General features: G+C 65.6%; 20 protein-coding genes. 3 read left to right on the top strand and 17 right to left on the bottom strand.

Annotated features, from left to right (window positions below):
• Positions 1-2: 2 nt before the first annotated feature.
• The 4 genes from ACX80O_RS08705 to ACX80O_RS08690 all read right to left on the bottom strand — a co-directional run bounded on the left by ACX80O_RS08705 (position 3) and on the right by ACX80O_RS08690 (position 5,001).
• Positions 3-1,361 carry a molybdopterin molybdotransferase MoeA gene (locus ACX80O_RS08705; RefSeq protein ID WP_459307966.1) on the bottom strand — a complete coding sequence of 453 codons (1,359 nt, stop codon included), beginning with the start codon at positions 1,359-1,361 and terminating at the stop codon, positions 3-5.
• Positions 1,362-1,435: 74 nt separating this feature from the next.
• Positions 1,436-2,998, bottom strand: a complete 1,563-nt coding sequence (locus ACX80O_RS08700; RefSeq protein WP_459307967.1) for a molybdopterin-dependent oxidoreductase — start codon at positions 2,996-2,998, stop codon at positions 1,436-1,438.
• Between the two features lies 1 nt (position 2,999).
• Complete coding sequence (locus tag ACX80O_RS08695) at positions 3,000-4,205, bottom strand: sensor histidine kinase (RefSeq protein ID WP_459333198.1); 1,206 nt, start codon at positions 4,203-4,205, stop codon at positions 3,000-3,002.
• On the bottom strand, positions 4,195-5,001 hold the full coding sequence (locus tag ACX80O_RS08690) for a response regulator transcription factor (RefSeq protein ID WP_459333197.1): 807 nt from the start codon (positions 4,999-5,001) through the stop codon (positions 4,195-4,197). The genes ACX80O_RS08695 and ACX80O_RS08690 overlap by 11 nt, the downstream gene beginning before the upstream one ends.
• A 151-nt stretch (positions 5,002-5,152) precedes the next feature.
• On the opposite strand from ACX80O_RS08690, the gene moaA reads away from it, so the two are divergent.
• Positions 5,153-6,232 carry a GTP 3',8-cyclase MoaA gene (moaA, locus tag ACX80O_RS08685; RefSeq protein ID WP_459307970.1) on the top strand — a complete coding sequence of 360 codons (1,080 nt, stop codon included), beginning with the start codon at positions 5,153-5,155 and terminating at the stop codon, positions 6,230-6,232.
• Positions 6,233-6,496: a MoaD/ThiS family protein gene (locus ACX80O_RS08680; RefSeq protein WP_459333196.1), complete on the top strand. Its 264-nt coding sequence runs from the start codon at positions 6,233-6,235 to the stop codon at positions 6,494-6,496.
• Between the two features lie 96 nt (positions 6,497-6,592).
• Here ACX80O_RS08680 and ACX80O_RS08675 read toward each other — a convergent pair whose 3' ends face one another.
• From ACX80O_RS08675 to truB, 8 genes are all read right to left on the bottom strand, one after another.
• Positions 6,593-8,059, bottom strand: a complete 1,467-nt coding sequence (locus ACX80O_RS08675) for a M16 family metallopeptidase (RefSeq protein ID WP_459307972.1) — start codon at positions 8,057-8,059, stop codon at positions 6,593-6,595.
• Positions 8,060-8,062: 3 nt separating this feature from the next.
• The gene (locus ACX80O_RS08670; RefSeq protein ID WP_459333195.1) at positions 8,063-10,342 is read right to left on the bottom strand and encodes a polyribonucleotide nucleotidyltransferase; all 2,280 of its coding nucleotides are present in this window, start codon (positions 10,340-10,342) and stop codon (positions 8,063-8,065) included.
• 285 nt (positions 10,343-10,627) lie between these two features.
• Positions 10,628-10,897, bottom strand: a complete 270-nt coding sequence (gene rpsO / locus ACX80O_RS08665; RefSeq protein WP_019483462.1) for a 30S ribosomal protein S15 — start codon at positions 10,895-10,897, stop codon at positions 10,628-10,630.
• A gap of 118 nt (positions 10,898-11,015) precedes the next feature.
• Complete coding sequence (locus ACX80O_RS08660) at positions 11,016-12,008, bottom strand: bifunctional riboflavin kinase/FAD synthetase (protein WP_459333194.1); 993 nt, start codon at positions 12,006-12,008, stop codon at positions 11,016-11,018.
• Between the two features lie 66 nt (positions 12,009-12,074).
• On the bottom strand, positions 12,075-12,692 hold the full coding sequence (locus ACX80O_RS08655) for a DUF4345 domain-containing protein (RefSeq protein WP_459333193.1): 618 nt from the start codon (positions 12,690-12,692) through the stop codon (positions 12,075-12,077).
• A gap of 82 nt (positions 12,693-12,774) precedes the next feature.
• The gene (locus ACX80O_RS08650) at positions 12,775-13,245 is read right to left on the bottom strand and encodes a hypothetical protein (protein ID WP_459333192.1); all 471 of its coding nucleotides are present in this window, start codon (positions 13,243-13,245) and stop codon (positions 12,775-12,777) included.
• Positions 13,242-13,613: a hypothetical protein gene (locus ACX80O_RS08645; protein WP_459333191.1), complete on the bottom strand. Its 372-nt coding sequence runs from the start codon at positions 13,611-13,613 to the stop codon at positions 13,242-13,244. Before ACX80O_RS08645 ends, ACX80O_RS08650 begins: the two co-directional genes overlap by 4 nt.
• The gene (truB, locus tag ACX80O_RS08640; protein WP_459333190.1) at positions 13,610-14,527 is read right to left on the bottom strand and encodes a tRNA pseudouridine(55) synthase TruB; all 918 of its coding nucleotides are present in this window, start codon (positions 14,525-14,527) and stop codon (positions 13,610-13,612) included. The genes ACX80O_RS08645 and truB overlap by 4 nt, the downstream gene beginning before the upstream one ends.
• 93 nt (positions 14,528-14,620) lie before the next feature.
• On the opposite strand from truB, the gene ACX80O_RS08635 reads away from it, so the two are divergent.
• Entirely contained in the window at positions 14,621-15,817 is a 1,197-nt protein-coding gene (locus tag ACX80O_RS08635; RefSeq protein WP_459307979.1) for a pyridoxal phosphate-dependent aminotransferase, read from the top strand.
• A gap of 304 nt (positions 15,818-16,121) precedes the next feature.
• On the opposite strand, the gene rbfA is transcribed toward ACX80O_RS08635, so the two are convergent.
• From rbfA to rimP, 5 genes are all read right to left on the bottom strand, one after another.
• Positions 16,122-16,574 (bottom strand): 30S ribosome-binding factor RbfA, encoded by a 453-nt coding sequence (gene rbfA / locus ACX80O_RS08630; protein WP_459307980.1) that lies wholly within the window; start codon positions 16,572-16,574, stop codon positions 16,122-16,124.
• 256 nt (positions 16,575-16,830) lie between these two features.
• Positions 16,831-19,689 carry a translation initiation factor IF-2 gene (gene infB, locus ACX80O_RS08625; protein ID WP_459333189.1) on the bottom strand — a complete coding sequence of 953 codons (2,859 nt, stop codon included), beginning with the start codon at positions 19,687-19,689 and terminating at the stop codon, positions 16,831-16,833.
• A gap of 152 nt (positions 19,690-19,841) precedes the next feature.
• Complete coding sequence (locus ACX80O_RS08620) at positions 19,842-20,150, bottom strand: YlxR family protein (protein ID WP_459307982.1); 309 nt, start codon at positions 20,148-20,150, stop codon at positions 19,842-19,844.
• Between the two features lie 89 nt (positions 20,151-20,239).
• Positions 20,240-21,211 (bottom strand): transcription termination factor NusA, encoded by a 972-nt coding sequence (nusA, locus tag ACX80O_RS08615; RefSeq protein WP_459307983.1) that lies wholly within the window; start codon positions 21,209-21,211, stop codon positions 20,240-20,242.
• The gene (gene rimP, locus ACX80O_RS08610) at positions 21,212-21,853 is read right to left on the bottom strand and encodes a ribosome maturation factor RimP (protein ID WP_459307984.1); all 642 of its coding nucleotides are present in this window, start codon (positions 21,851-21,853) and stop codon (positions 21,212-21,214) included.
• Positions 21,854-21,885 lie beyond the last annotated feature (32 nt).

Raw genomic sequence — 21,885 nt, 5'->3', positions numbered from 1 at the left:
CTTCAAAATCGTGTGCCTTCGGTGGCGAGCGGGTGCGACGCCGGGATCCCGAACGCGGGGCTACCCTGCACTCCATCCACCAGCCAGACCGACACCAGGTCCCCTGCTGTGAGGTTCCCGGTGCCCACGGGCAGGTGCACCAGCACATTCGATTCCGCCAACGCGTGGATCAGGTGCGATCCGGGGCCGCCTATCAGCCTAACCGTTCCGACCGGCTCCCCCGCTGCCGCCCGGGGGGTGTACCAGCCCCGCCTGACCTGGTGTTTCGCTTCCGGTGATGTCACGTCGTTTTCAAGGGCGGCGATCAGCGACACCCGAGGGTGTGGAACGCCTGCGACGGCGGTGAGTGCCGGCCGGAGGAACATTTCGAAGGATACGAGAGCGCTGACCGGGTTGCCGGGGAAACCGAGGAACGGAACCCCGCCGATCGTCCCGAGCGCCTGCGGTCCGCCGGGTTGCATAGCGACCGCGAGGAACTCGACGCTGCTATTGGCCAGCGCCTGTTTCACCACCTCATAGGCACCCTGGCTGATCCCGCCGGTGGTGAGGATCAGGTGGATGCCGCTGCTGGCGACGGCGGAGAGAGCTTCCCGCAGGAGCGTCGGGTTGTCGTCCATCAGCCGGTGCCTGACGACGGCGGCGCCAGCGTCGAGGAGCGCGGTTTCCAGGAGGGTGGTGTTGGCGTCGAAAATCTTCCCGGGTTGCGGCGTGCTCCCGGGCTCCTGGACTTCGTCGCCGGTGGTCAGCAGCAGGACGGTGAACGGGCGGCGCACCGGGACGCTGGCCACACCGCAGGCGGCGAGGAGCCCCAGCTGGGCCGGGCCAAGCAGCGTACCGGCGGCAAGCGCGACGGTCCCGGCGGCGATGTCGCTGCCGGTCCGGCGGATGAACGCTCCGGATTCGACTGTGCCGGGCAGGCCGACGGTCAGCTCCTCGCCCGAGTCGTAGTCTTCGGCCGAGTAGAACTGGGCTGGAGTCACCCGTTCGATGGGAACGACGGCGCCCGTGCCCCGCGGGATCATGGCACCGGTCATGATGGGCGCCGCCGTGCCCTGCACCAGCTCCGGCGGTTCGATCCCGGCGGGGATGGGCGCGCCGACGCTCAGGGTTCGCCCAGCCGGGTCGCCCGCCGAGCCGAGATCTGCCTCGTGGACGGCGTACCCGTCCATCTGGGAATTGTCGAACGGGGGCAGGCTCACCGGGGCCAGCAGGTCGGAGTCCAGCACCCGTCCGCGGGCGTCGGCCAACCGTACCCGCTCGGTGACCTCGTCGTCGTCGGACCGGTGGCCGGCGGGGTAGCTGCTGCTGTAGCGGAGCAGCCCCAGCACGGCCTGTTGATGTTCCTCGACGCTTCTGATCATGGGGTCCCTACTTGCCGTCACGATTGCCTCTGGTTCTCCACCCTAGTGCCCGGCGGACGGTAGCGGCGGGATGGTCAGGAAACGGTGAACGACACGGTGTGGAGTCCCGTGGCGCCGTCGGGGGCCACCGGCGCCAGGCTCTCCTCCTGGCTGGTGCCAGTGGCATCGGTGGCCCGCACCTGCACGCTGTGGGTCCCCGGTTCCAGATCCACGTCGGCGGAGAACTGACGCCAGGTGTCCCTGGAAATTTCAGACCCGAGGCGGGCCTGCTGCCACTGCCCGCCGTCAACCCTCACCTCCACCGTCTCGATTCCGCGGTGCTGGGCCCAGGCGTAGCCGGCGATCGTCACGGTTCCCGCCGGCACCGTGGCATTGTTCCGGGGCACGTCAATCCTTGATGAGGTCTTGACTGGGCCACGCTCGGACCAACCGCGCGTGGACCAGTAGGCGACGTCGTCGTCGTAGCGGGTCACCCTCAACTCGGTTACCCATTTGGTCGCGGACACGAACCCGTACAGTCCGGGCACCACCAGGCGCACCGGGAAGCCGTGCTCCATCGGGAGGGTTTCCCCGTTCATCCCGACGGCGATCAGCGCGTCCCGGTCATCGGTCATCGCTGCCAGTGGGGTGCTGGCGGTGAACCCGTCGATGCTGCGGGACAGCACCATGTCGGCGCCGTCCTGCACACCTGCCCGAGCCAGCAGTTCGCGCACGGGCCAGCCGAGCCACTTGGCGTTACCAATCAGGTCCCCACCGACCACGTTCGAGACGCAGGCGAGGGTGATGTAGCGCTCTACCAGGGGCAGGGCGAGAAGCTCGTCGAAGGTTAGCTCGACCTCCTGTTTCACCATGCCGGTCACCCGCAGCCGCCAGGAGTGCGGGTCGACGACCGGCACTACCAGGGCGGTGTCGATCCGGTAGTAGTCGTCGTTCGGGGTGACGAGGGGCGGGACTCCGTCGACGCCGAGATCGGCCCCGGCAGGGATGACCGCGGTGGCGGCCGGGTCGGCGCTCGCCGTCGGTCTCGGCGTGGGGAGCACGATCAGCTCCCGGGCCCGGGTCACCAGCGACTGGCTGTTCCGCACTCCGGCGGCCGCGGCGCCGGTGACTACTGCCACGGCACCCCCGACGCCCACCCCGGCCAGGAAACGCCGCCGCGCCACCGGCCCGGGGCTTACGGCGTCCCCGTTGTCCCGCCGGGGCTGCCACGCCAGCAGCCTGTCGATCAGGATGCTGATCAGCATGACGCCGAGCACCAGCGCGACCACCGGGGCCGCGAACGATGCCGTCGATGACTGAGGTCGGGTGGCGACCGCTGCGATCCCGGCCAGCCCGAACGCGAGCACTACTGCGGCCCCGGCGCGGCGCCACCGGTACTCAAGCATCCCGGCGCCCGCCGCCACTACGGCAATGACCATCAACATGGTGATGAGGAACACGAGCTTGTCGGCTGTGCCGAACGTTTCGATCGCCCAATCCTTCACTCCCGGCGGGAGCACATCGATGACCGTGGAGCCGGTCGCTGTCACCGGGGAGAGGGAGGGGCTTGCCAGTGCTGCTGTCAGCTCGGCCGCAATCACCGCGATAGCCACCGCAATCATGCCGGTGAGGGCTGCCCAGCCTTTGGTCCGCGCCATCTCAGTGCTCTCTCTCTACTGTGCTGGAGATACCGGGGGTACCCGCGCTATCCACTGTGCTGGTGGGGGTGTCGCCGTCGTCTCCGTACCCGGCCAGGGGAAGCACAGCTGTGAAGCAGCAGCCGTCGAGGGTGTTCTCGACGGCGAGGCTTCCGCGGTGCGCGCCGATGATTCCGGCGGCCACGCTGAGCCCCACACCGGTTCCGGTGTAGCCGCCTGTTTCTCGTCGGGGATTCTTCTGCCAACCGGCGATAAAGACCTGGTCCAGGTCGTCGACGGCGATCCCCCCGCATTCGTCAGCCACCGTGAGCACCGCATTGTCGCCCAGCCTGGACAGGCCGATCCTGACCCTGGTTTTTTCCCCGGTGTAGAGGATGGCGTTGAGGATCAGGTTGCGGACCGCCCTGGACATCATCGGCCCGTCGCCGGGCACTATCGGGTTGTCCCCTCCGTCGCCCTCAACGGCAACGCCCCGCTGCGCTGCCAGCGGCATCAGATCGGCGATGGCGTCGCTCACCACGTCGTACAGGTGGAGCGGCTCAGACGACAGGTGCAGGCTACCCTCCTGGATTTTTGACAGCTCGAGCAGTCCGTTGATCATCACCGCCATCTGGTCGGTCTGGGAGATGAGCTGGGAGTGGTAGCCGGAGACGTCGGCGGCAAGGCCGTCTTCGAGGGCCTCTGCCATGGCCCTCATGCTCGCCAGCGGGGTCCGCAGATCGTGGGATATCCAGGTGACCATCTTCCGGCGTGAATCCTCGATTGCTGCTTCCCGACGGCGTGACTGTTCCAGCCGGGCGCTCGTCCTTTTCAGTTCCTGTGCCAGGGATGCCAGCTCCGAGCTCATGGATTCTGGGCCGAGCTGGATTGTCTCTCCCGCCCCGATGCTGCGCGCCGCCGTCGCCAACTGCACCGCGTTCCGTGCAACCCGCGTCCCCAACAGCAGGGACAGGCCGAACGCTACTAGCGACGCCACACCGATGATGTACCACATGATCTGCAGGTCCAGGGCGGTGATCACCATGGCGTTGACGGCGCTGATCATGCCCGCCACGAGGACCCCGATGGTCGCGAACAGCACCAGGCAGAACTGGACCACCAGGGATGAACGGCGCAGCAGCCGCAGCAGGGCGAACGTCGCAGCACCGATCACCACCGCCCAAAGGAGGGCTAGCGAGACGATCGAGAGCAGCTGGTCAGTGGTCATCGCTGCCTCCCCCGGTCGCTGCTGAACCGGCCCCAGGTCCGGCTCCGGCCGCGTTGAAGCGGTAGCCGACCCCCCAGACGGTCTGCAGCAGGCGGGGACTGGTGGGGTCCACTTCGATTTTCTCCCTGACCCGCCTGACATGGACGGTCACCGTTGAAAGGTCACCGAATTCCCACCCCCAGACGGAGCGGATCAGCTCGTCACGGGTGAACACCTGCCGGGGATGATGCAGGAACCAGGCCAATAGTTCGTACTCCCGCACGGTCAGGTTCAACTCGGTCCCACGGTGTTCGACGGTCCGGGCTGCGGGGTCCAGCCGGAACCCGGCGACGTCGACAGGTTGGTCAGGGCTGGTGTCAGGAGTTCCTCTACGCAGCACTGAGTGGACCCTGAGCACCAGTTCACGGGGCGAGAAGGGTTTTGTCAGATAGTCATCCGCGCCGGCTTCCAGCCCATGGACGCGGTCGTCCAGAGTTCCGAGCGCGGTGAGCATGATGATTGGAAGGGTCCGGCCCGAAGGGTAGGCGGGGGCAGAACGGATCCGCCGACAAACTTCCATCCCATCCAGGCCGGGCAGCATCCGGTCAAGGATCATGAGGTCCGGCCTGCTGGTCTGGGCGAGATGCAGGGCCGTGACCCCATCGGCCGCTGTGTCCACAGCAAATCCTTCCTTGAGCAGGTAATCCCGCACCACCTGGCGGAGCACCGATTCGTCCTCAACGACCAGGATTCGTCGTTGCCCCGGCGGAAGGTCGCCGGGATGGGCGTTGCGCGGCACTTTCGAGGGGGTGGACACCCTCCTATCCTAGATTTCTCCGGCTGCATCAACCTCCCGTTTACCCGCTGGCGGGTAATTTGTTCGTGTTCTGTAAGGAATCGGGGATTCCCGTGACCTGTCGGACGCACCCGAAATAGAGACCGCAGCTGAAAGGGCGTAATCTCGAAGGATGGGAATTGAACTGGGAATGCCGCATCTCGGGGTCCAACGCCCCACCGATGCCGGGCCGGGGCTCATGGATAGTTTTGGCCGGAAGGCCACTGACATGCGGCTGTCGTTGACAGATAAATGCAATCTGCGCTGTACCTACTGCATGCCCGCCGAAGGACTGGACTGGCTGCAGAAATCGGCTGTCTTGTCCCGCGAGGAAATTGTCAGACTGGTGCGGATCGGCGTCGACACCCTCGGTGTGCGTGAATTGCGTCTGACAGGTGGCGAGCCTCTGGTCCGCGCCGACCTGCTGCAGATCATCGGAGACATCCGCGCCAATCACGCCGACCTGCCGATCTCCATGACGACCAACGGCCTGGGCCTGGACAAGAAGGCCCGCGCCCTCAAGGATGCCGGCCTGAGCCGGATCAACGTGTCAATGGATTCCCTGCACCCCGACACGTTCGCCCAGCTCACCCGCCGCCCGTTCCTGGACCGGGTCCTGCGCGGTATTGAGGCTGCAGCCGAGGTGGGGCTGGGTCTCGTCAAGATCAACGCCGTCCTGATGCGCGGCATCAACGACGAGGAAGCACCGGATCTTCTTGAGTGGGCGGTGTCCAAGGGCTTCGAGCTGCGTTTCATCGAACAGATGCCCCTGGACGCCGATCATGGGTGGACCCGCGACGGTATGATCACCGCCCTGGAGATGCGGACCCTCCTGGAGCGCCAGTTTGTGTTGACGCCCGACCCCCGCAACCGCGACGGCGCTCCCGCCGAACGCTGGGAGGTGCGCCGGATCGCGGCACCCGACATCGTCGTCGGGACCGTCGGCATTATCGCGTCGGTGACCGAGCCGTTCTGCGCCGACTGCCGGCGTACCCGGGTCACCGCCGAGGGCAAGATCATGAGCTGCCTGTTCTCGCGCGAAGAGACCGATCTGCGGGACCTGCTGCGCTCAGACGCCGACGACGACGCCATCGCCGCCCGCTGGCAGGACGCCATGTGGGCCAAGCCCAAGGCGCACGGAATGGGCCATGTGGGGCTGGGGTCGGCCGACTTTGTGCAGCCGGACCGCAGCATGAGCGCGATAGGCGGCTAGATGCTGGTTCGATACTTCGGCGCCGCGCAAGCCGCAGCCGGTATGGCAGAAGAGCGCCTCGACCTCGGCCCGGCGTCACTCGACGCGGTGCTGGAGCACATCACGGCCCGCTACCCGCTACCGGTTCGGGTTGGCGGGCCGGCGATGCCCGAGGTGATTGCCCGGAGCAGCTTCCTCCTGAACGAGGTGGCCGCCCGGGACCGCAACCGGGTGCTCGTTGTCGGCGACGTCCTGGACATCCTGCCGCCCTTCGCCGGCGGCTAACAAACCTACGCCCCACCCCTGCGTCATCAGCCTTAAGCACCGGCGACGCGCCCCGGGCGGGGTGCGTCGCTGATGGCTTAAGCGTGTTCCGGCCGACTAGTGACCGAAATCCGCCGGGGTATCAAACGGCCCGACGACGGTGATGGTGCGCGGCGCTGCAGCCAGTTCGGCGGCCAGTTCCCGTACCTGCTCTTCGGTGACGGCGTTGACCCGGGCCAGAACCTCATCCAGGCCGAGGAACTCCCCCGACACCAGTTCGGCCCTGCCGAGCCGCGACATCCGCGACCCGCTGTCCTCAAGCGCCAGCACCATGCCACCGGAGAGCTGCCCGACGGCGCGGCGCAGTTCCTCGGCTGAGATGCCATCAGCCGCGAGCCGGTCCAGCTCAGCGCCGAGCAACCCGATCACCTGACCGGTCTTCGCCGGCGAGCACCCCGCATACATGGCGAAGTAGCCAGCATCCGCGTAGGAGGCGGAGAACGAGTAGGTCGAATAGACCAGTCCTCTCTTCTCCCGGATCTCCTGAAACAGCCGCGACGACATGCCACCCCCCAGGACAGCGTTCAGCACGCTCATCACGAACCGGCGGCCGTCGGTCGCGGTGATGGACGGGCAGCCGACCAGGATGTTCGCCTGCTCTACAGCGCGCCGGATGACCCGGATCCCCCCGGTGCTTTCAATCGGCACCGGCGTAGCCGACCGACGGGCGACGGGTAGCGCCTCGGCCTCCAGGGTCCAGCCGGCGGTCCGCAACGCGTCGAGTACCAGGCCACAGACCACGTCGTGGTCCAGTCCTCCGGCCGCGGTGACGACCAGTTCCGACGGCCGGTAGTACTGGCGGTAATGCGCCAGTACCGAGTCGCGGGGCACCGCCTTGATGGCGTCGGGAGTGCCACCGATGGGGCGGCCCAGCGGGTGGGACCCGAGCACCGCCCCGACGAACTCTTCGTGGGCGACGTCGGCGGGGTCATCGCTGTCCATCGCAATTTCCTCGAGAATGACGTCGCGTTCCTGCTCCAGCTCGTCGGCGTCGATCACTGCTGACGTGACCATGTCCGCAATCACGTCGATCGCCATCGGCAGGTCGGCGTCAAGGACCCGGGCGAAGTAGCAGGTGTGCTCTTTCGCGGTGGCGGCATTCGATTCGCCGCCCACCTCATCGAAGGCCTCGGCGATTTCCAGCGCGGTGCGCCGCGTGGTGCCCTTGAACAGCAGGTGCTCCAGGAAATGGGTGGAGCCGTGCTGGCCTTCGGCCTCGTCCCGTGACCCGACCCCCACCCAGAAACCGATGGTCGCCGACCGCTGACCGGGCATCGCCTCGGTCAGCACGCGGACCCCGCCGGGGAGCACCGACCGGCGCACGACGGCGCCGCCCAGCGTTCCGGCGACAAGCGTCGGATCCTGGCCGGCGTCAGTGCCGTCGGCTGAGGGCGCGGGGGTGGGCAACAGCGGCAGGACGATCGACGTCGGCCCGGTACGATTCTCTTGTGAAACGACCAACGGCCCTGCTCCCGACGACGTGTCGGGAACAGGACCGGAGGCGTTGTTAGCTGATACAACCATTCGTTAGTTGTCGTCACCCTCTGTTGAACCGACCGATGCAGCTGAGTCTGCTGAAGCATCGTCAGCGGCAGCGTCGTCGGCAACAACTGGGGAGAGCGACAGCTTTCCGCGGTCGTCGATCTTGGTGATTTCGACCTGGACCTTCTGGCCCACCGAAACGATGTCGTCGACGTTGTCGACGCGCTTGCCGTTGGCCAGCTTCCGCAGCTCGGAGATGTGCAGGAGCCCATCCTTGCCCGGAGTCAGGGAGACGAAGGCACCGAAGGTGGTGGTCTTGACGACCGTACCCAGGTACCGCTCGCCAATCTCAGGAATCTGAGGGTTGGCGATGGCGTTCACCGCGGCACGTGCAGCCTCGGCCGCACCACCGTTGGTGGCGCCGATCAGGACGGTGCCGTCATCTTCGATCGAGATGTCAGCGCCGGTGTCTTCCTGGATCTGGTTGATCATCTTGCCCTTGGGACCAATGACCTCGCCGATCTTGTCAACCGGGATTTTCACCGAGATGATGCGTGGCGCGAACTCGGAGAGCTCGTCCGGCACGTCGATGGCTGCCTCCAGGACACCCAGGATGTGCAGACGGGCTTCGCGGGCCTGCTTCAGTGCTGCCGCGAGCACGGAGGCGGGAATCCCGTCGAGCTTGGTGTCCAGCTGGATGGCTGTGACGAATTCGGCGGTACCGGCAACCTTGAAGTCCATGTCGCCGAAAGCATCTTCGGCGCCGAGGATGTCGGTCAGTGCCGCGTAGCGGGTCTGACCGTCGACGACGTCGGACACCAGGCCCATGGCGATACCGGCGACGGGTGCCTTCAGGGGCACACCGGCGTTGAGCAGCGACAGGGTTGAGGCGCAGACGGAGCCCATCGACGTCGAGCCGTTGGAGCTCAGCGCCTCGGAGACCTGGCGGATCGCGTAGGGGAATTCCTCACGGCTCGGCAGGACCGGCATGAGGGCGCGTTCCGCGAGGGCACCGTGACCGATTTCGCGGCGCTTCGGCGAACCGACGCGGCCGGTTTCACCGGTGGAGTAGGGCGGGAAATTGTAGTTGTGCATGTAGCGCTTGCGCGTTACCGGCGACAACGAGTCAATCTGCTGCTCCATTTTGAGCATGTTCAGCGTGGTGATACCCATGATCTGGGTTTCGCCGCGCTCGAAGATCGCCGAACCGTGGACGCGAGGCAGCACCTCCACCTCGGCGGTGAGCTGACGGATGTCGCTCAAGCCGCGGCCGTCAATACGGATCTGGTCCTTGAGGATGCGCTGGCGGACCACGCTCTTGGTGACGGACCGGAAAGCAGCTGAGAGCTCCTTTTCGCGGCCTTCGAACTGCCCGGCGAGGTCAGCGGTGACGCTGTCCTTGAGGGCGTCGGAGGCGAGATCGCGCTCCTTCTTGTCAGCGATCTGGAAGACCTCGGTCAGCTTGGCTGCAGCTGCCGATTCGACTGCCGCGAAGACGTCGTCCTGGTAGTCGAGGAAGACCGGGAAGTCGACGGTCGGCTTGGCGGCGCGGCCGGCAAGGTCAGCCTGCGCGTCACAGAGGGCGCGGATGTACGGCTTTGCCGCTTCCAGGCCGTCGGCGACGATCTCTTCGGTCGGTGCTGTGGCGCCGTCTTCCTTGATGAGCTTCCACGAATTGTCGGTCGCTTCGGCTTCGACCATCATGATGGCGACGTCGTCGCCCTCTGGTCCGGTGACGACGCGGCCAGCGACGACCATGTCAAAGACCGAGTTCTCCAGTTCGGAGTGCTTTGGGAACGCGATCCACTGGTCCTGGCCGCTGCCATCGGAAACGAGTGCCACGCGGACACCGCCGATCGGACCCGAGAACGGGAGGCCGGAGAGCTGGGTGGACATGGAGGCTGCGTTGATGGCGACGACGTCGTATCGCACGTCGGGGTTGATCGCCAGGACGGTGACGACGATCTGGACCTCGTTGCGGAGGCCCTTCACGAAGGCCGGGCGCAGCGGGCGGTCCATCAACCGGCAGGCGAGGATCGCCTCGGTGGAGGGACGGCCTTCGCGGCGGAAGAAGGAGCCTGGGATACGCCCTGCGGCGTACATGCGCTCCTCGACGTCCACGGTCAGGGGGAAGAAGTCGAAGCCTTCGCGGGGGTGCTTGCCGGCGGTGGTTGCTGACAGCAGTGCTGTGTCTTCATCGATGTACACCATGACGGCGCCGGCTGCTTGCTGTGCAAGACGACCGGTTTCGAACCGTACGGTGCGCTTGCCGAACCGGCCGTTGTCAATCACGGCTTCGGCGAATTGAATTTCGGGACCCTCCATAGAGAGTCACCTCCGTTTCTGTTGGGGCTGGTGCCCTGCCGGAACCTGATCACCTTTCTATGCGGTGATTCTCGCACCCGGTCTTCGATCGAGATCCACGGGGACTCTCGCGTGCGCTGCACTGTCTAGTGCTGCACGGCCGTCTGCTCCCGGAGACCACTACCGAGGACCGCGAATGCGCGGTACCTGCCTGGCTCCAATGTGTTTTTAGTTGTTCGTGTGGCCGGAGGCCACAGGTGGAAGGCGGCTCCTTCCCTCAAGGAAGGCGCCGCCCCACATGTCTGACTAGCGGCGCAGGCCGAGACGCTCAATGAGCGTACGGTAGCGCGTGATGTCGGTTTTGCGCAGGTAGTCCAGCAGACGACGGCGGCGTCCAACCATCAAGAGCAGGCCACGACGCGTGTGGTGGTCGTGCTTGTGCATCTTGAGGTGTTCGGTCAGGTCGAGAATACGGCGGGACAGCATGGCAATCTGCACCTCAGGTGAGCCTGTGTCGGCTTCCCCGGTTGCATATTCCTTAATGATTTCCTGCTTGATAGCGGCGTCAAGGGCCACAATAACTCCTAGAGTTGTACCGTGAACAAGTTCCCTGGCCTGCGCGGAGGTCACCCGCCGCATCACAGACACAGAAAGATCCAGCCACCACGGACTGCAGCCGGATCCACGGTCTAGTTTACCTGCTGAGGCGTTGTTCTGTCGAAAGGACCGTACGGGTCTGCCCGACGTCGAGCCGCATCTGCGCGATCAGGGCATCCGGCCCCGTATAGGCCACCATCCCGCGAAGCCGACAGGTGAACTCCACGATGACGGTCTGCCCATAGAGGTCGAAGTCAGAGACCTCTTCCGGGGGCCGGTCTATGACGTGGGCCTCCACCTGCCGGCTCACCCCTTCGAAGGTGGGATTCGATCCCACGGAAATGGCGGCGGGCCAGCGGGTGCCCGCTTCGTCGACGAGCCAGCCGGCGTAGATCCCGTCGGCGGGGATGTACCCGCCGGACGCTGGGGACAGGTTGGCGGTCGGGTAGCCCAGCTCGCGTCCGCGGGCCGCGCCGTGGACCACTTCGCCGCGCATCCGGTGTGGCCGTCCGAGGATCCGCGCGGCGGTGGCGACATCGCCGTCTTCCAACGCCTCGCGCACCCAGGTGGAGGAACACCGCCGGTCGCCGTCGGCCTCGGTCGGGGCAGTGGGGCTGGCGCCGAAATCGTCGATGACAATGACCTCGAACCCGAGCTTCTGGCCAAGTTCACGCATGGTGCCCAGATCACCGCTGTTGTCGCGGCCAAACCGGACGTCGTGCCCGATGACCACCGCGCGCACGTTGAGCGTATCGACGAAGACCTTCTGAACAAATTCTTCCGGCGTATTTGCTGCCAGTTCCAGCGTGTAGTGCATCATCAGCAGCGCCTGGATACCGGTGGTGGCCAGCGTCTCGACGCGGTCCTCGAGCCCCATGATGAGTTCGGGCGCCTGCTCCGGCCGGTGCACCTTGGCCGGGTGCGGTTCGAACGAGATGACCACCGCTGCTGCGTGGTGGGCTTCGGCCGCGGCGACCAGTTGCTGCAGCACGCGCTGGTGTCCGCAGTGGACGCCGTCGAAGTTGCCGATGGTGACCACCGATGGACCAAAACCATTCGGAACACTGGCCAGGTCAGTCCAGTAGTACACGCATCTCCTCTTTCGTTGTGAACCGGTGCCGGGCGGGCCCGGGTGGTTCGGTGCCGACAGCCGGTGTTAGCCGCGGGCTGCGTATTCATTGCGGATTTCGGTGGTCTTGGCAATATACCGGTGCCAGACGAGCAGTGCCGCCGGGAAGGCGAGTTCGATGACCATCAGGATGATCATCATGAAGTGCGGGGTGCCGGAGAAGGCCCACGACAGGACGCGGCCGATACCGCCGATGAACACCATCAGGCAGACCAGCCACAACATGTTGGCCCATTCGAATTTCACGGCGATGGTGATGAACGCCGCGCCGACCCCCACCATCATGGCCGCGAAGAACCGGAACTGGTTTTCCAGGGTGGGGTTGGAACTTGCCTGGTCGGCCTCGGGAAGGCCGCCCGTCCCGGTAATCAGGTAGTACGCTCCGAAGCCGGCGATGACGAGGCCCACCAGGACGACGACGGTGCGGAAGACTCCCCACTCCGATTTCCCGGTCCTGGTTTTGGTCGTGGCCTTGCCGGAGGTCTTTCCGCCCCTGGAGGTTGGGCTGGCGCCGCGCGTATCGGTTTTGGGCTGCTGGTTGGATCCGCGCGACTGCCCGGCGACAGGGCCGCCCGGCGTGGTGCCGGATGCCGGACGGGTGCTGTCCTGCGGGTTGCCGGCGGGGTGATTCTCTGGGCTGGACATGATGCTCCTTCGAAGGTGGCTGACGAACGCTGCTGCTGCCGGTGATCGTAAGGCTGCTGCTGATGTTCCTGCTGTCATACTCTCACGCAGGGGGGCTGGACCGCTCGGTTGCTGGTCGCCTCGCTGTGCCAGGCCGGTTGAGATACAGCCACCACAGTCCAAGCACCGGAAGCAGCAGCGGTACAAAGCCGTATCCTCTGCCAAACAGGGACCACACCGTGTCGCTGGGGAACGCCTCGGGGTCCAGGAGGCTGAACAGCCCAACCGTCAGCACCCCGACCAGTTCCAGGCCCACCGCTCCAACCGAAATCCGATACCACCGTTTGCCCGGCATCGCAAGGGACACCGTGGCGAGCACGTACACGCCGGCGGCCAGGGCGGTGAGGAGATAGGCCAGCGGCGCCTGACCGAATTTGGTGCCGATCTGGAAGGCCGCCCGCGCGGTTGCCGCGAGGGCGAAGACACCATAGACGGCGATGAGCAGCCGACCTGGGCCACTGTTGCGGTGCCGGGTCGGCACAGCGGGTGTCTGTTCAGCAGGGGGCGTGCTCACAGGGGTACCCGATCCCAGATTTGTTCCATCCGGTACAGCATAACGAACACGGTGATCCCGACGGCGCCGAGCACCAGGTTGCTCCACCGGCTGCGCTCAAGAATGGCCCACCAGAATCCTGCCAGCGGAATACACAGGGCGGTCAGAAGGTAGCCCCAGAACTCCCACGCCTCACCATTGAGGGTCTCTCCCCCGGCCTGCCTGATGATGGCGGCCACCCCGTAGACGACGAGGAACAGCTCGACGGCGGCGCCCGAGAGGATGGTGATGTCATTGGGTGGCTGGCGGATCACCGCCGCGCCGACGCAGATCGCTGCAGAGACCAGGCAGACGACAACTCCCGCGATGAAGAACCCGTCGACGATCACTGGGCGGAGCCGTTTCCGGGCGCGAAGACCAACAGGGGGCGGGCCCGTTCTGACGAGTTCTTGAGGAGGGCGACCAGTGTGCCGTCGGGGGCGAAGGCGGCCACTGGTCCGTCGTCGTGCCCGGCCGGGATGAAACGGCCATGGGATAGATCGAGTGCCTCAGCTGCGGAGAGCTCGCGGGGGGGGAAGAGCACACGCGCAGCATCATTGATAGGCAACAGCCGGAGGTCAGTGGCCAGTTCCTCGAGGGTCGCGGCCTGCTCCAGCGAGTAGGGGCCCACCCGGGTCCGACGGAGCGCGGTCAAATGTCCGCCGACCCCCAACGAGGCACCCAGGTCGCGGGCCAGCGCCCGGATGTACGTTCCCGAACTGCACTCGACTGTAACGTCGACGTCCTGCAGGGTCCCCTCGGCCGGTGTGGTGATCACGGGCCGGATGTCGTGGATGTCGAAGCGGTGGATGGTGACGGGACGCGCCGCAAGCACCACGTCCTCGCCGGACCGGACTCTGGTGTAGGCGCGCTCCCCGTTCACTTTGATGGCACTGACACTGCTGGGCACCTGCTCAATGTCGCCGGTCAGGGCTGCAGCACCAGCGCGAATGGCTTCGGGAGTCACCCCTGCAGCGGTGGCGGAGGCGACCAGGGCGCCTTCGGCGTCGTCCGTGATTGTCGACTGGCCCAGCCGGATGGTTGCAGTGTAGGTTTTGGAGGTCCCGACCACATAGGTGAGGAGCCGGGTAGCCCGGTTGATGCCGACCACCAGCACCCCCGTTGCCATCGGATCGAGGGTGCCAGCATGACCCACCTTCCGGGTCCCTGCCATCCCGCGCATTTTGCTGACCACGTCATGACTGGTCCAGCCCTGAGGCTTGTCCACGATAATCAGTCCTGAGTGGACCTGCCCGGAATTCACGCCTCCCAGTATAGGCGCGATGCGGTGGACGCCAGGTCCGGCCTCGGTGGTCCACCCGTCGCCGTCGCTGTCGGGCGAGGATACGCTTGCCTCATGCCGAAGATTTCTCCCCACGCCGACGGACTGCCCGCCAACCAGATCCGCGAAATCACCCAGGCCGCCTGGGCCACGCCCGGTGCAATAGTGCTCAGCATCGGCGAGCCGGGCTTTCCGGTGGCGCGCCATGTGCTGGAAGCCGGGATGGCGGCCCTGGACCGGGACGAGACCAACTACACCCCCAATGCCGGCATTGCGCCCTTGCGGGAGGCATTCGCTGCACGGTTTGCTGACCAGCAGTCGGTCGGGGTGGATCCCGGGCGGGTGTACGTGACGGCCGGCGCCCAGCAAGGGCTGCACCTGGCGATGAGCCTGCTGCTCGACGCCGGGGACGAGGTGCTGATTCCCAATCCCGGCTACCCGACCTTCGGCATGACAGCGAGGCTGTTGCACGCGGTCCCGGTGGAGTACCCCCTGCATGCCGGGCACGGTTTCCAACCGCGGGTTGAGGATCTTGAGGAGTTGCTCAGTCCCCGCACCCGGGTGCTGGTACTCAACTCGCCGTCGAACCCTCTCGGCGCGGTGTTCAGCGAAGCCCTGACGCGGTCCTTGATGGATTTCGCCCGCGCCCACGACCTGTGGGTCATCTCGGATGAGTGTTACGAATCGTTCATCTACGACGTGCAGCATGTCAGCCCGGCACGCTTCGATGGGACCGGAGAGTCGGATGGTCCGGCCGAAAACGCTGCCCGCGTGTTCACCTCGGTCACCCTGTCGAAGACCTACGGTCTGACAGGAATCCGGGTTGGCGCCCTGATCACCCCGCCAGGGATGCAGCAGCGGCTCGACAATGTGATGGAGTCAATCGTGTCCTGTGTTGCGGCGTCGTCGCAATATTCGGCGCTGGCGGCCCTGACCGGACCGCAGGACTATGTCTCCACGGCCCTGGCTCATTACCGGAACAACCGGGACGCGGCGTCGGCGGTGCTGGCGTCACGTGGCATCGAGTTCCTTGACGCGGAGGGGGCTTTCTACCTATGGGCTGATCTGTCCCACGCCACCGAGGGGGATGTGCGGAGCTGGGTGCACCGCCTGCTCCGGGAGCAAGACGTTGCGGTGGCGCCCGGCACGGCGTTCGGCTCGATTGGTGAGGGCTGGATCCGTATCTCGCTCTGCGGCGATGCGGCCGAACTCATGGAGGGCCTTTCCCGCCTTCCGTCCCGACCGCAGGCCACCGATCGGACGCTGCATTGAATCAGCTCTTCGGGCCTGATCAGCTGAAGCTCGTTCCTGGTGGCTTCTTTCGCCAACGCGAAGCGCGCTCCGACTCGACACTTGACGTCGTGGTCCACCAGTTTCACCTGAGCCAGACCCGGATCGCTGCCGCACAGAGCTCCTCACTGCAGCCCTGGACTGGGCCTGACCAGGCCTCAGACCGCCCCGTTTATCCGGCGACCCGGTTCGATGCAGTTCAGGGTTGAGACCGGGCCTCCAGGTCCCATACAAAGCAGGAGGGCGGGACCGCCACTGCGGACCCGCCCTCCTGCTGTTGAGCTCGTTACTTCGAAGCGTCGACGTCGTCCTCGTCGTCTTCTTCCGGTTTGCGGTACGGATCAGCATCGCCGGCGAACTGTGCCCCCTGAGCGATTGCCGCAACCTCGGCGTCACGTTCACGGGCGGTGCGCAGCAACTCTTCGAGGTGGCTCGCGTTGACCGGGATCTCGTCGGGGACGAATTCCAGGGTAGGCGTGAGCCGGGCGGTGATGTTCCGGCCCACCTCGGACCGCAACACACCTCGCGCCGATTCGAGCGCGGTGCGGGTGGCGACCTGTTCGTCTGCGTCGCCGAACACCGTGTAGTACAGGGTGGCGTGCTGGAGGTCGTTCGTCACCCGCGCATCGGTGATGGTCACTGCTTCAAGCCGTGGATCCTTCACCCGACGACGCAACGCCTCAGCGACAATAACCTTAATCCGTTGTGCAAGCCGTGAAGCCCGTGCCGGATCTGCCATAGCTAACTCCTCCTGCCTAAACATTTATCTAAATAAAAATCGGGGACTTCAAGGACGCTGGCGAGGACTGCCGTCGTCGCAAGCCCCCAGCGTGCGGTCAAGCCGAGAAGGCGACTTAACCGCGCTAAACGAACGCCCGGGAATCCGGGGCGCCTACGGTTGGTGGGCGTCTGAGCGAACGCTCCGGACGAAGTCCGTGTGCGGGCGCGAAGTGGGCAAAGGCGCCCCGGATTCCCGGGGCGCCCAAGCTCACAACCTAGACGCGCGGCTTTTCGCGCATCTCGTAGGTTTCAACAATGTCGCCTTCCTTGACGTCATTGAAGGACCCGAGGCCGATACCACATTCGAAGTCAGTCCTGACCTCGGTGGCGTCGTCCTTGAAGCGACGCAGGGACTCAACGGTGAGGTTGTCGCCGACAACCGTCCCGTCGCGGACCAGACGCGCCTTGGAGTTCCTGCGGATAACACCGGAGCGGACAATCGAGCCGGCGATGTTGCCGAACTTGGAGGACCGGAAGACTTCCCGGATCTCTGCGGTGCCGAGCTGTGCCTCTTCGTACTCTGGCTTGAGCATGCCCTTGAGCGCTGCCTCAATGTCATCGATTGCTGCGTAGATGACGGAGTAGAAGCGCAAGTCGACGCCTTCGCGGTCGGCAAGGTCTGCCACTCGCTCGGCTGGCCGCACGTTGAACCCGATGATGATCGCCGAGTCAACGGTGGCCAGGTTGACGTCGTTCTGGGTGATGGCACCCACGCCGCGGTGAATAACCCGCAATGCGACGCCGTCGCCCACATCGATCTTGAGCAGTGAGTCTTCGAGTGCTTCAACAGCGCCGGACACGTCGCCCTTGAGGATGAGGTTGAGGGTGTCAACCTTGCCCGCTGCAACCGCCTGATCGAAGTCCTCGAGGCTGATGCGCTTGCGGCGCTTCGCCAGGGCAGCGTTACGGTCGGCGGCCTCACGCTTCTCAGCGATCTGACGGCCGGTCCGCTCGTCCGGCGTCACCAGGAAGGTGTCACCGGCGCGAGGCACCGTCGAGAGTCCAAGGACCTGGACGGGGCGCGACGGTCCGGCGATCATGACGTTGTCACCGTCCTCGTTGAACATGGCGCGGACGCGTCCGTGGGCCACACCGGCGACAATCGTGTCACCGACGCGCAGCGTTCCCGACTGGACCAGAACCGTGGCAACCGCACCGCGGCCCTTATCGAGGTTCGCTTCGATGGCAATACCGCGGGCGTCCTTGTTCGGGTTGGCTCGCATGTCGAGAGCCGCATCGGCTGTCAACAGCACAGCTTCGAGGAGCTCGTCGATACCTTCGCCCTTGAGCGCCGACACGTGGACGAACATGGTGTCGCCACCGTATTCCTCGGGAACCAGACCGTACTCGGTGAGCTGCCCCTTGACCTTGTCAGGGTTGGCGCCCTCCTTGTCGATCTTGTTCACTGCGACGACGATCGGCACGTTGGCGGCCTGTGCGTGGTTCAGCGCCTCAACCGTCTGCGGCATGACGCCGTCGTCGGCTGCGACAACCAGGACCGCGATGTCGGTGACCTTCGCACCACGGGCACGCATGGCGGTGAACGCCTCGTGACCGGGTGTATCGATGAAGGTGATGGCCCGTTCGGTACCCTCGTGATCGTGGTCGATCTGGTAGGCACCGATGTGCTGGGTGATGCCGCCCGCTTCGCCTTCGACGACGTTGGACTTGCGGATCGCATCCAGCAGGCGGGTCTTACCATGGTCAACGTGACCCATGACGGTGACCACTGGAGGACGGGCCTCAAGCTCAGTGTCGCCTTCGGCTTCAAGTTCGGCGTCGAGGTCAATGTCGAAGTTCTCGAGCAGCTCGCGCTCCTCGTCCTCCGGGGACACGACCTGGATCTTGTAGCCGAGCTCGGTGCCGAGCACATCGAAGGTGCCTTCGTCGAGTGACTGGGTTGCTGTCGCCATTTCACCGAGGTGGAACAGGACAGTGACCAGTGCCGCCGGGTTCGCATCTATCTTCTCGGCGAACTCGGCGAGTGAGGAGCCGCGACGCAGCCGGACAACGGTGTTGCCGTCGCCGCGGGGTACGCTGACGCCGCCCAGGGACGGAGCTGACATCTGCTCCAGTTCCTGACGCTTGGCGCGCTTGGACTTGCGCTGCTTGCCGCGTCCTGCTCCACCCTTACCGAAAGCACCGGCGGTGCCGCCGCGTCCGCGACCACCCTTGCCGAAGCCGCCGCCTGCCGGAGCTCCGCCGCCCGCACCGGGAGCGCCGCCCGGGCCGCCACCTGGGCCGCCGCGGCCTGGTCCGCCGCCTGGCCGGGCCGCGCCGCCGCGGCCTGGAGCCGCTGGACGTTCGGTGCGGTTAGGCATCATGCCCGGCGTGGGGCGTGAACCTGCTGCACCGGCTGCCGGACGGGGACCGCCCGGACGGGCTGATCCCGCTGCGGGACGTGGTCCGCCTGCGCCAGCGGCTGGACGCTGTCCACGCTCGTCGTCGCGACGTCCCGGGCGAGGCATCCCCTGTGAGGGGGCAAAGGGGTTGTTACCTGGACGGGGTCCGCCTGAGCGATCCCCGTCGCGTCCCGATCGGGGCATCCCCTGTGAGGGGGCGAAGGGGTTGTTGCCTGGCCTGGGCGCCCCAGGGCGGGCTGCGCCGGAACGTGCGGCGGGTGCCTGCGCCTCGGCCGGTTTTGGTGCTGGTCGGGCGCCTGGCTTGGCTGCCGATGACTGTTCCTGCGCTGCTGGTTCCGCCGCGGAAGCCTGCGGCGCCGCAGCTGCCGGCTCGGGGGCCGCAGCCGGGGTCTCCTGGTGTTCCTTTTCCGGTGCCTTCGGTGCGGGGCCGGCCGGGGTGGCGGCCTTCGGCGAGGCTGGAGTGGGGGCGTTCGGGGTGGCAGCTGGGGTTGTCGCCGGTGCTGGTGCGGCCTTGCCCGGCGCTGGTTCAGCGGCTGGCTTGGCTGCAACGGGTGCATCCGGGAATGCGCCGCGAAGTTTCTTCACGACGGGTGCCTCAATTGTCGATGAGGCGGAGCGGACAAACTCGCCCAGCTCCTGCAGTTTGGCTACTGCATCTTTCGAAGTAATTCCGAGCTCTTTGGCGAGCTCATGTACGCGGACCTTAGCCACATTTCTCCTGTCTCGGTCCGCACCGAGTCAGGCACGAACCGTCTAATTCCTACTGCAGACCACAGCTGCCGGGGCAACTGAAAAGCCATTTGCAAAGCTCAACAGATTGTTCATCGTTGGGCACTCATCGCTGGGTACTCATCGGGAATCCATCAGTTTTCTGACCCGCTTTCAGGGAGGACGGTTTGTTTGGGGTGGCTTCGTAACGAAGCTTCCTTGAGTGCCTGGAGTCGATCCTCGACGTCGCGAGTGTCAACCTGGCCCCGAAAGGCGCGGTTGAACGCGCCGCGTTTGAGGGCCTGTTCCATGCACGCCGGCTGGGGGTGCAACCACGCACCTCTACCGGAGAGCCGGCGGCGATCGTCAATCATGACGGCGTTGGAGCCGTCCATCTTGTCTTTCACCAACCGCAGCAAAACAGCCTGGTCATCGCGGTTTCGGCAACCCACGCACGTTCTCATGGCGGTTTGTTGGGATGGCAATGACCTAAGCCTCTTCCATTCTAGCGCCTATCCGGAGGCAAGACAGCATCGGTGATAGTCGGGGGCGTTCAGGCCTTCACGGCGTCGGACACAATGTCGATCCGCCAGCCGGTCAACTTTGCTGCCAGGCGGGCGTTCTGGCCTTCTTTGCCGATGGCGAGTGAGAGCTGATAGTCGGGGACCACGACGCGGGCCGATCTGGTGCTCTCGTCGGTGATCGTGACCGACGAGACCCGTGAGGGCGACAGTGAACTTGCGATGAAGGTGGCGGGATCGTCGCTGTAGTCGACAATATCGATTTTCTCGTCGTTGAGCTCATTCATGACTGCCCGCACACGGGACCCCATCTCGCCGATGCACGCACCCTTGGCGTTAACACCAGGTCTTTGAGCCCTGACGGCGATCTTGGTGCGGTGTCCCGCCTCCCGGGCAAGCGCGACGATCTCGACCGTGTGGTCGGCGATCTCCGGCACCTCCAGTTCGAACAGCTTCCTGACGAGGCCCGGGTGGGATCGCGACAGCGTGATCGAGGGGCCCTTCATGCCGCGGTGAACGTCGACGACGAAGGCACGTAACCGGGTGCCGTGCAAGTATCTTTCGCCGGGAACCTGCTCGGGAGGTGGCAGTAGCGCCTCGACCGATCCGAGGTTGACCTGAATCATGTGCGGGTTGGTGCCCTGCTGGATCATCCCGGCCACCAGTTCGCCCTCCTTCCCACGGAACTCACCGAGGATGTTGTCGTCCTCGGCGTCACGTAAACGCTGCAGGATGATCTGGCGGGCCGTGCTGGCCGCAATTCTGCCGAAGCCGGTGGGGGTGTCGTCGAACTCCCCCACTGGCGCGCCGTCGTCGTCGGTCTCGGTGGCCCAAATGGTGACGTGACCGTTCTTGCGGTCCAGTTCGGCCCGGGCGGTGTCCTGCGATCCCGCGGTCTTGTGATAGGCCACCAGCAGCGCCTGCTCGATGGTGGGGATCAGGAGCTCCAACGGAATTTCCCGTTCACGTTCAAGCAGCCTTAGCGCACTCATATCAATATCCATTTAGGCCTCCGAAGCTGGGTGTGTCGTAGAGGTACGGGCATCGTCGCCGATGCCTTCGTCCCCGGTGTCATCAAGATGCGCAAACTCAACCTGCACTGTGCCCTTCCGGATGTCAGTGAACAGCAGAGTCAGGGGGTCGCCTGTTTTAGGCTTCATCCCCTTTTTTACGGGTAGGTGGGGGGTCAACCGGATACCGTCGGCGGTGACTGTCAGAAGCCGGCCAGTCACGTCGTCGCCCTTTGACGGGCGGACCGTAACCAGTCGACCCACGTTGCGCCGCCAGTGGCGGGGCTGGGTGAGGGGACGCGACACCCCCGGCGAGGAAACTTCGAGGCTGTAGGGACGCCCGTGGTCGTGGGGATCGGCATCCATGGCGAGCGAGACATCGTGGGCGACGGCGGAGATCAGGTCAAGATTGACTGAACCGTTCTGATCCTCGGGCAGGTCGACCACCACGTTCACTACCCGCTCGGATCCCGCAGATTTGATCTCAACGGCCTCCAGGAACAGGCCGTGCCGCTCAACGGTGGGCAGCAGCAGCGCGGTGAGCCTGGCCGATTCGCCCTGGTCGTCGGCCTCGCGTGCCTGTTGCTGCAGCGTGCTTGCCGCAGGCGGACTGTCATTGCCCGGCCGAACCGCCATTGCTGCCTCCCACTCGATGATGTTGTAGCTCT

The sequence above is a fragment of the Arthrobacter glycogeni genome (assembly GCF_054511155.1).
This window is presented reverse-complemented; position numbering and strand designations above follow the sequence as displayed.

Bases quoted from the DNA above. Each gene is read 5' to 3' on its own strand.
- ACX80O_RS08700 (WP_459307967.1), bottom strand. From the start codon at position 2,998: ATGGCGCGGACCAAAGGCTGGGCAGCCCTCACCGGCATGATTGCGGTG.
- ACX80O_RS08620 (WP_459307982.1), bottom strand. From the start codon at position 20,150: ATGAGAACGTGCGTGGGTTGCCGAAACCGCGATGACCAGGCTGTTTTG.
- ACX80O_RS08675 (WP_459307972.1), bottom strand. From the start codon at position 8,059: ATGGTTGTATCAGCTAACAACGCCTCCGGTCCTGTTCCCGACACGTCG.
- ACX80O_RS08635 (WP_459307979.1), top strand. From the start codon at position 14,621: ATGCCGAAGATTTCTCCCCACGCCGACGGACTGCCCGCCAACCAGATC.
- ACX80O_RS08680 (WP_459333196.1), top strand. From the start codon at position 6,233: ATGCTGGTTCGATACTTCGGCGCCGCGCAAGCCGCAGCCGGTATGGCA.
- nusA (WP_459307983.1), bottom strand. From the start codon at position 21,211: ATGGATATTGATATGAGTGCGCTAAGGCTGCTTGAACGTGAACGGGAA.
- ACX80O_RS08670 (WP_459333195.1), bottom strand. From the start codon at position 10,342: ATGGAGGGTCCCGAAATTCAATTCGCCGAAGCCGTGATTGACAACGGC.
- ACX80O_RS08655 (WP_459333193.1), bottom strand. From the start codon at position 12,692: ATGTCCAGCCCAGAGAATCACCCCGCCGGCAACCCGCAGGACAGCACC.
- ACX80O_RS08695 (WP_459333198.1), bottom strand. From the start codon at position 4,205: ATGACCACTGACCAGCTGCTCTCGATCGTCTCGCTAGCCCTCCTTTGG.
- ACX80O_RS08705 (WP_459307966.1), bottom strand. From the start codon at position 1,361: ATGATCAGAAGCGTCGAGGAACATCAACAGGCCGTGCTGGGGCTGCTC.
- rbfA (WP_459307980.1), bottom strand. From the start codon at position 16,574: ATGGCAGATCCGGCACGGGCTTCACGGCTTGCACAACGGATTAAGGTT.
- rimP (WP_459307984.1), bottom strand. From the start codon at position 21,853: ATGGCGGTTCGGCCGGGCAATGACAGTCCGCCTGCGGCAAGCACGCTG.
- moaA (WP_459307970.1), top strand. From the start codon at position 5,153: ATGGGAATTGAACTGGGAATGCCGCATCTCGGGGTCCAACGCCCCACC.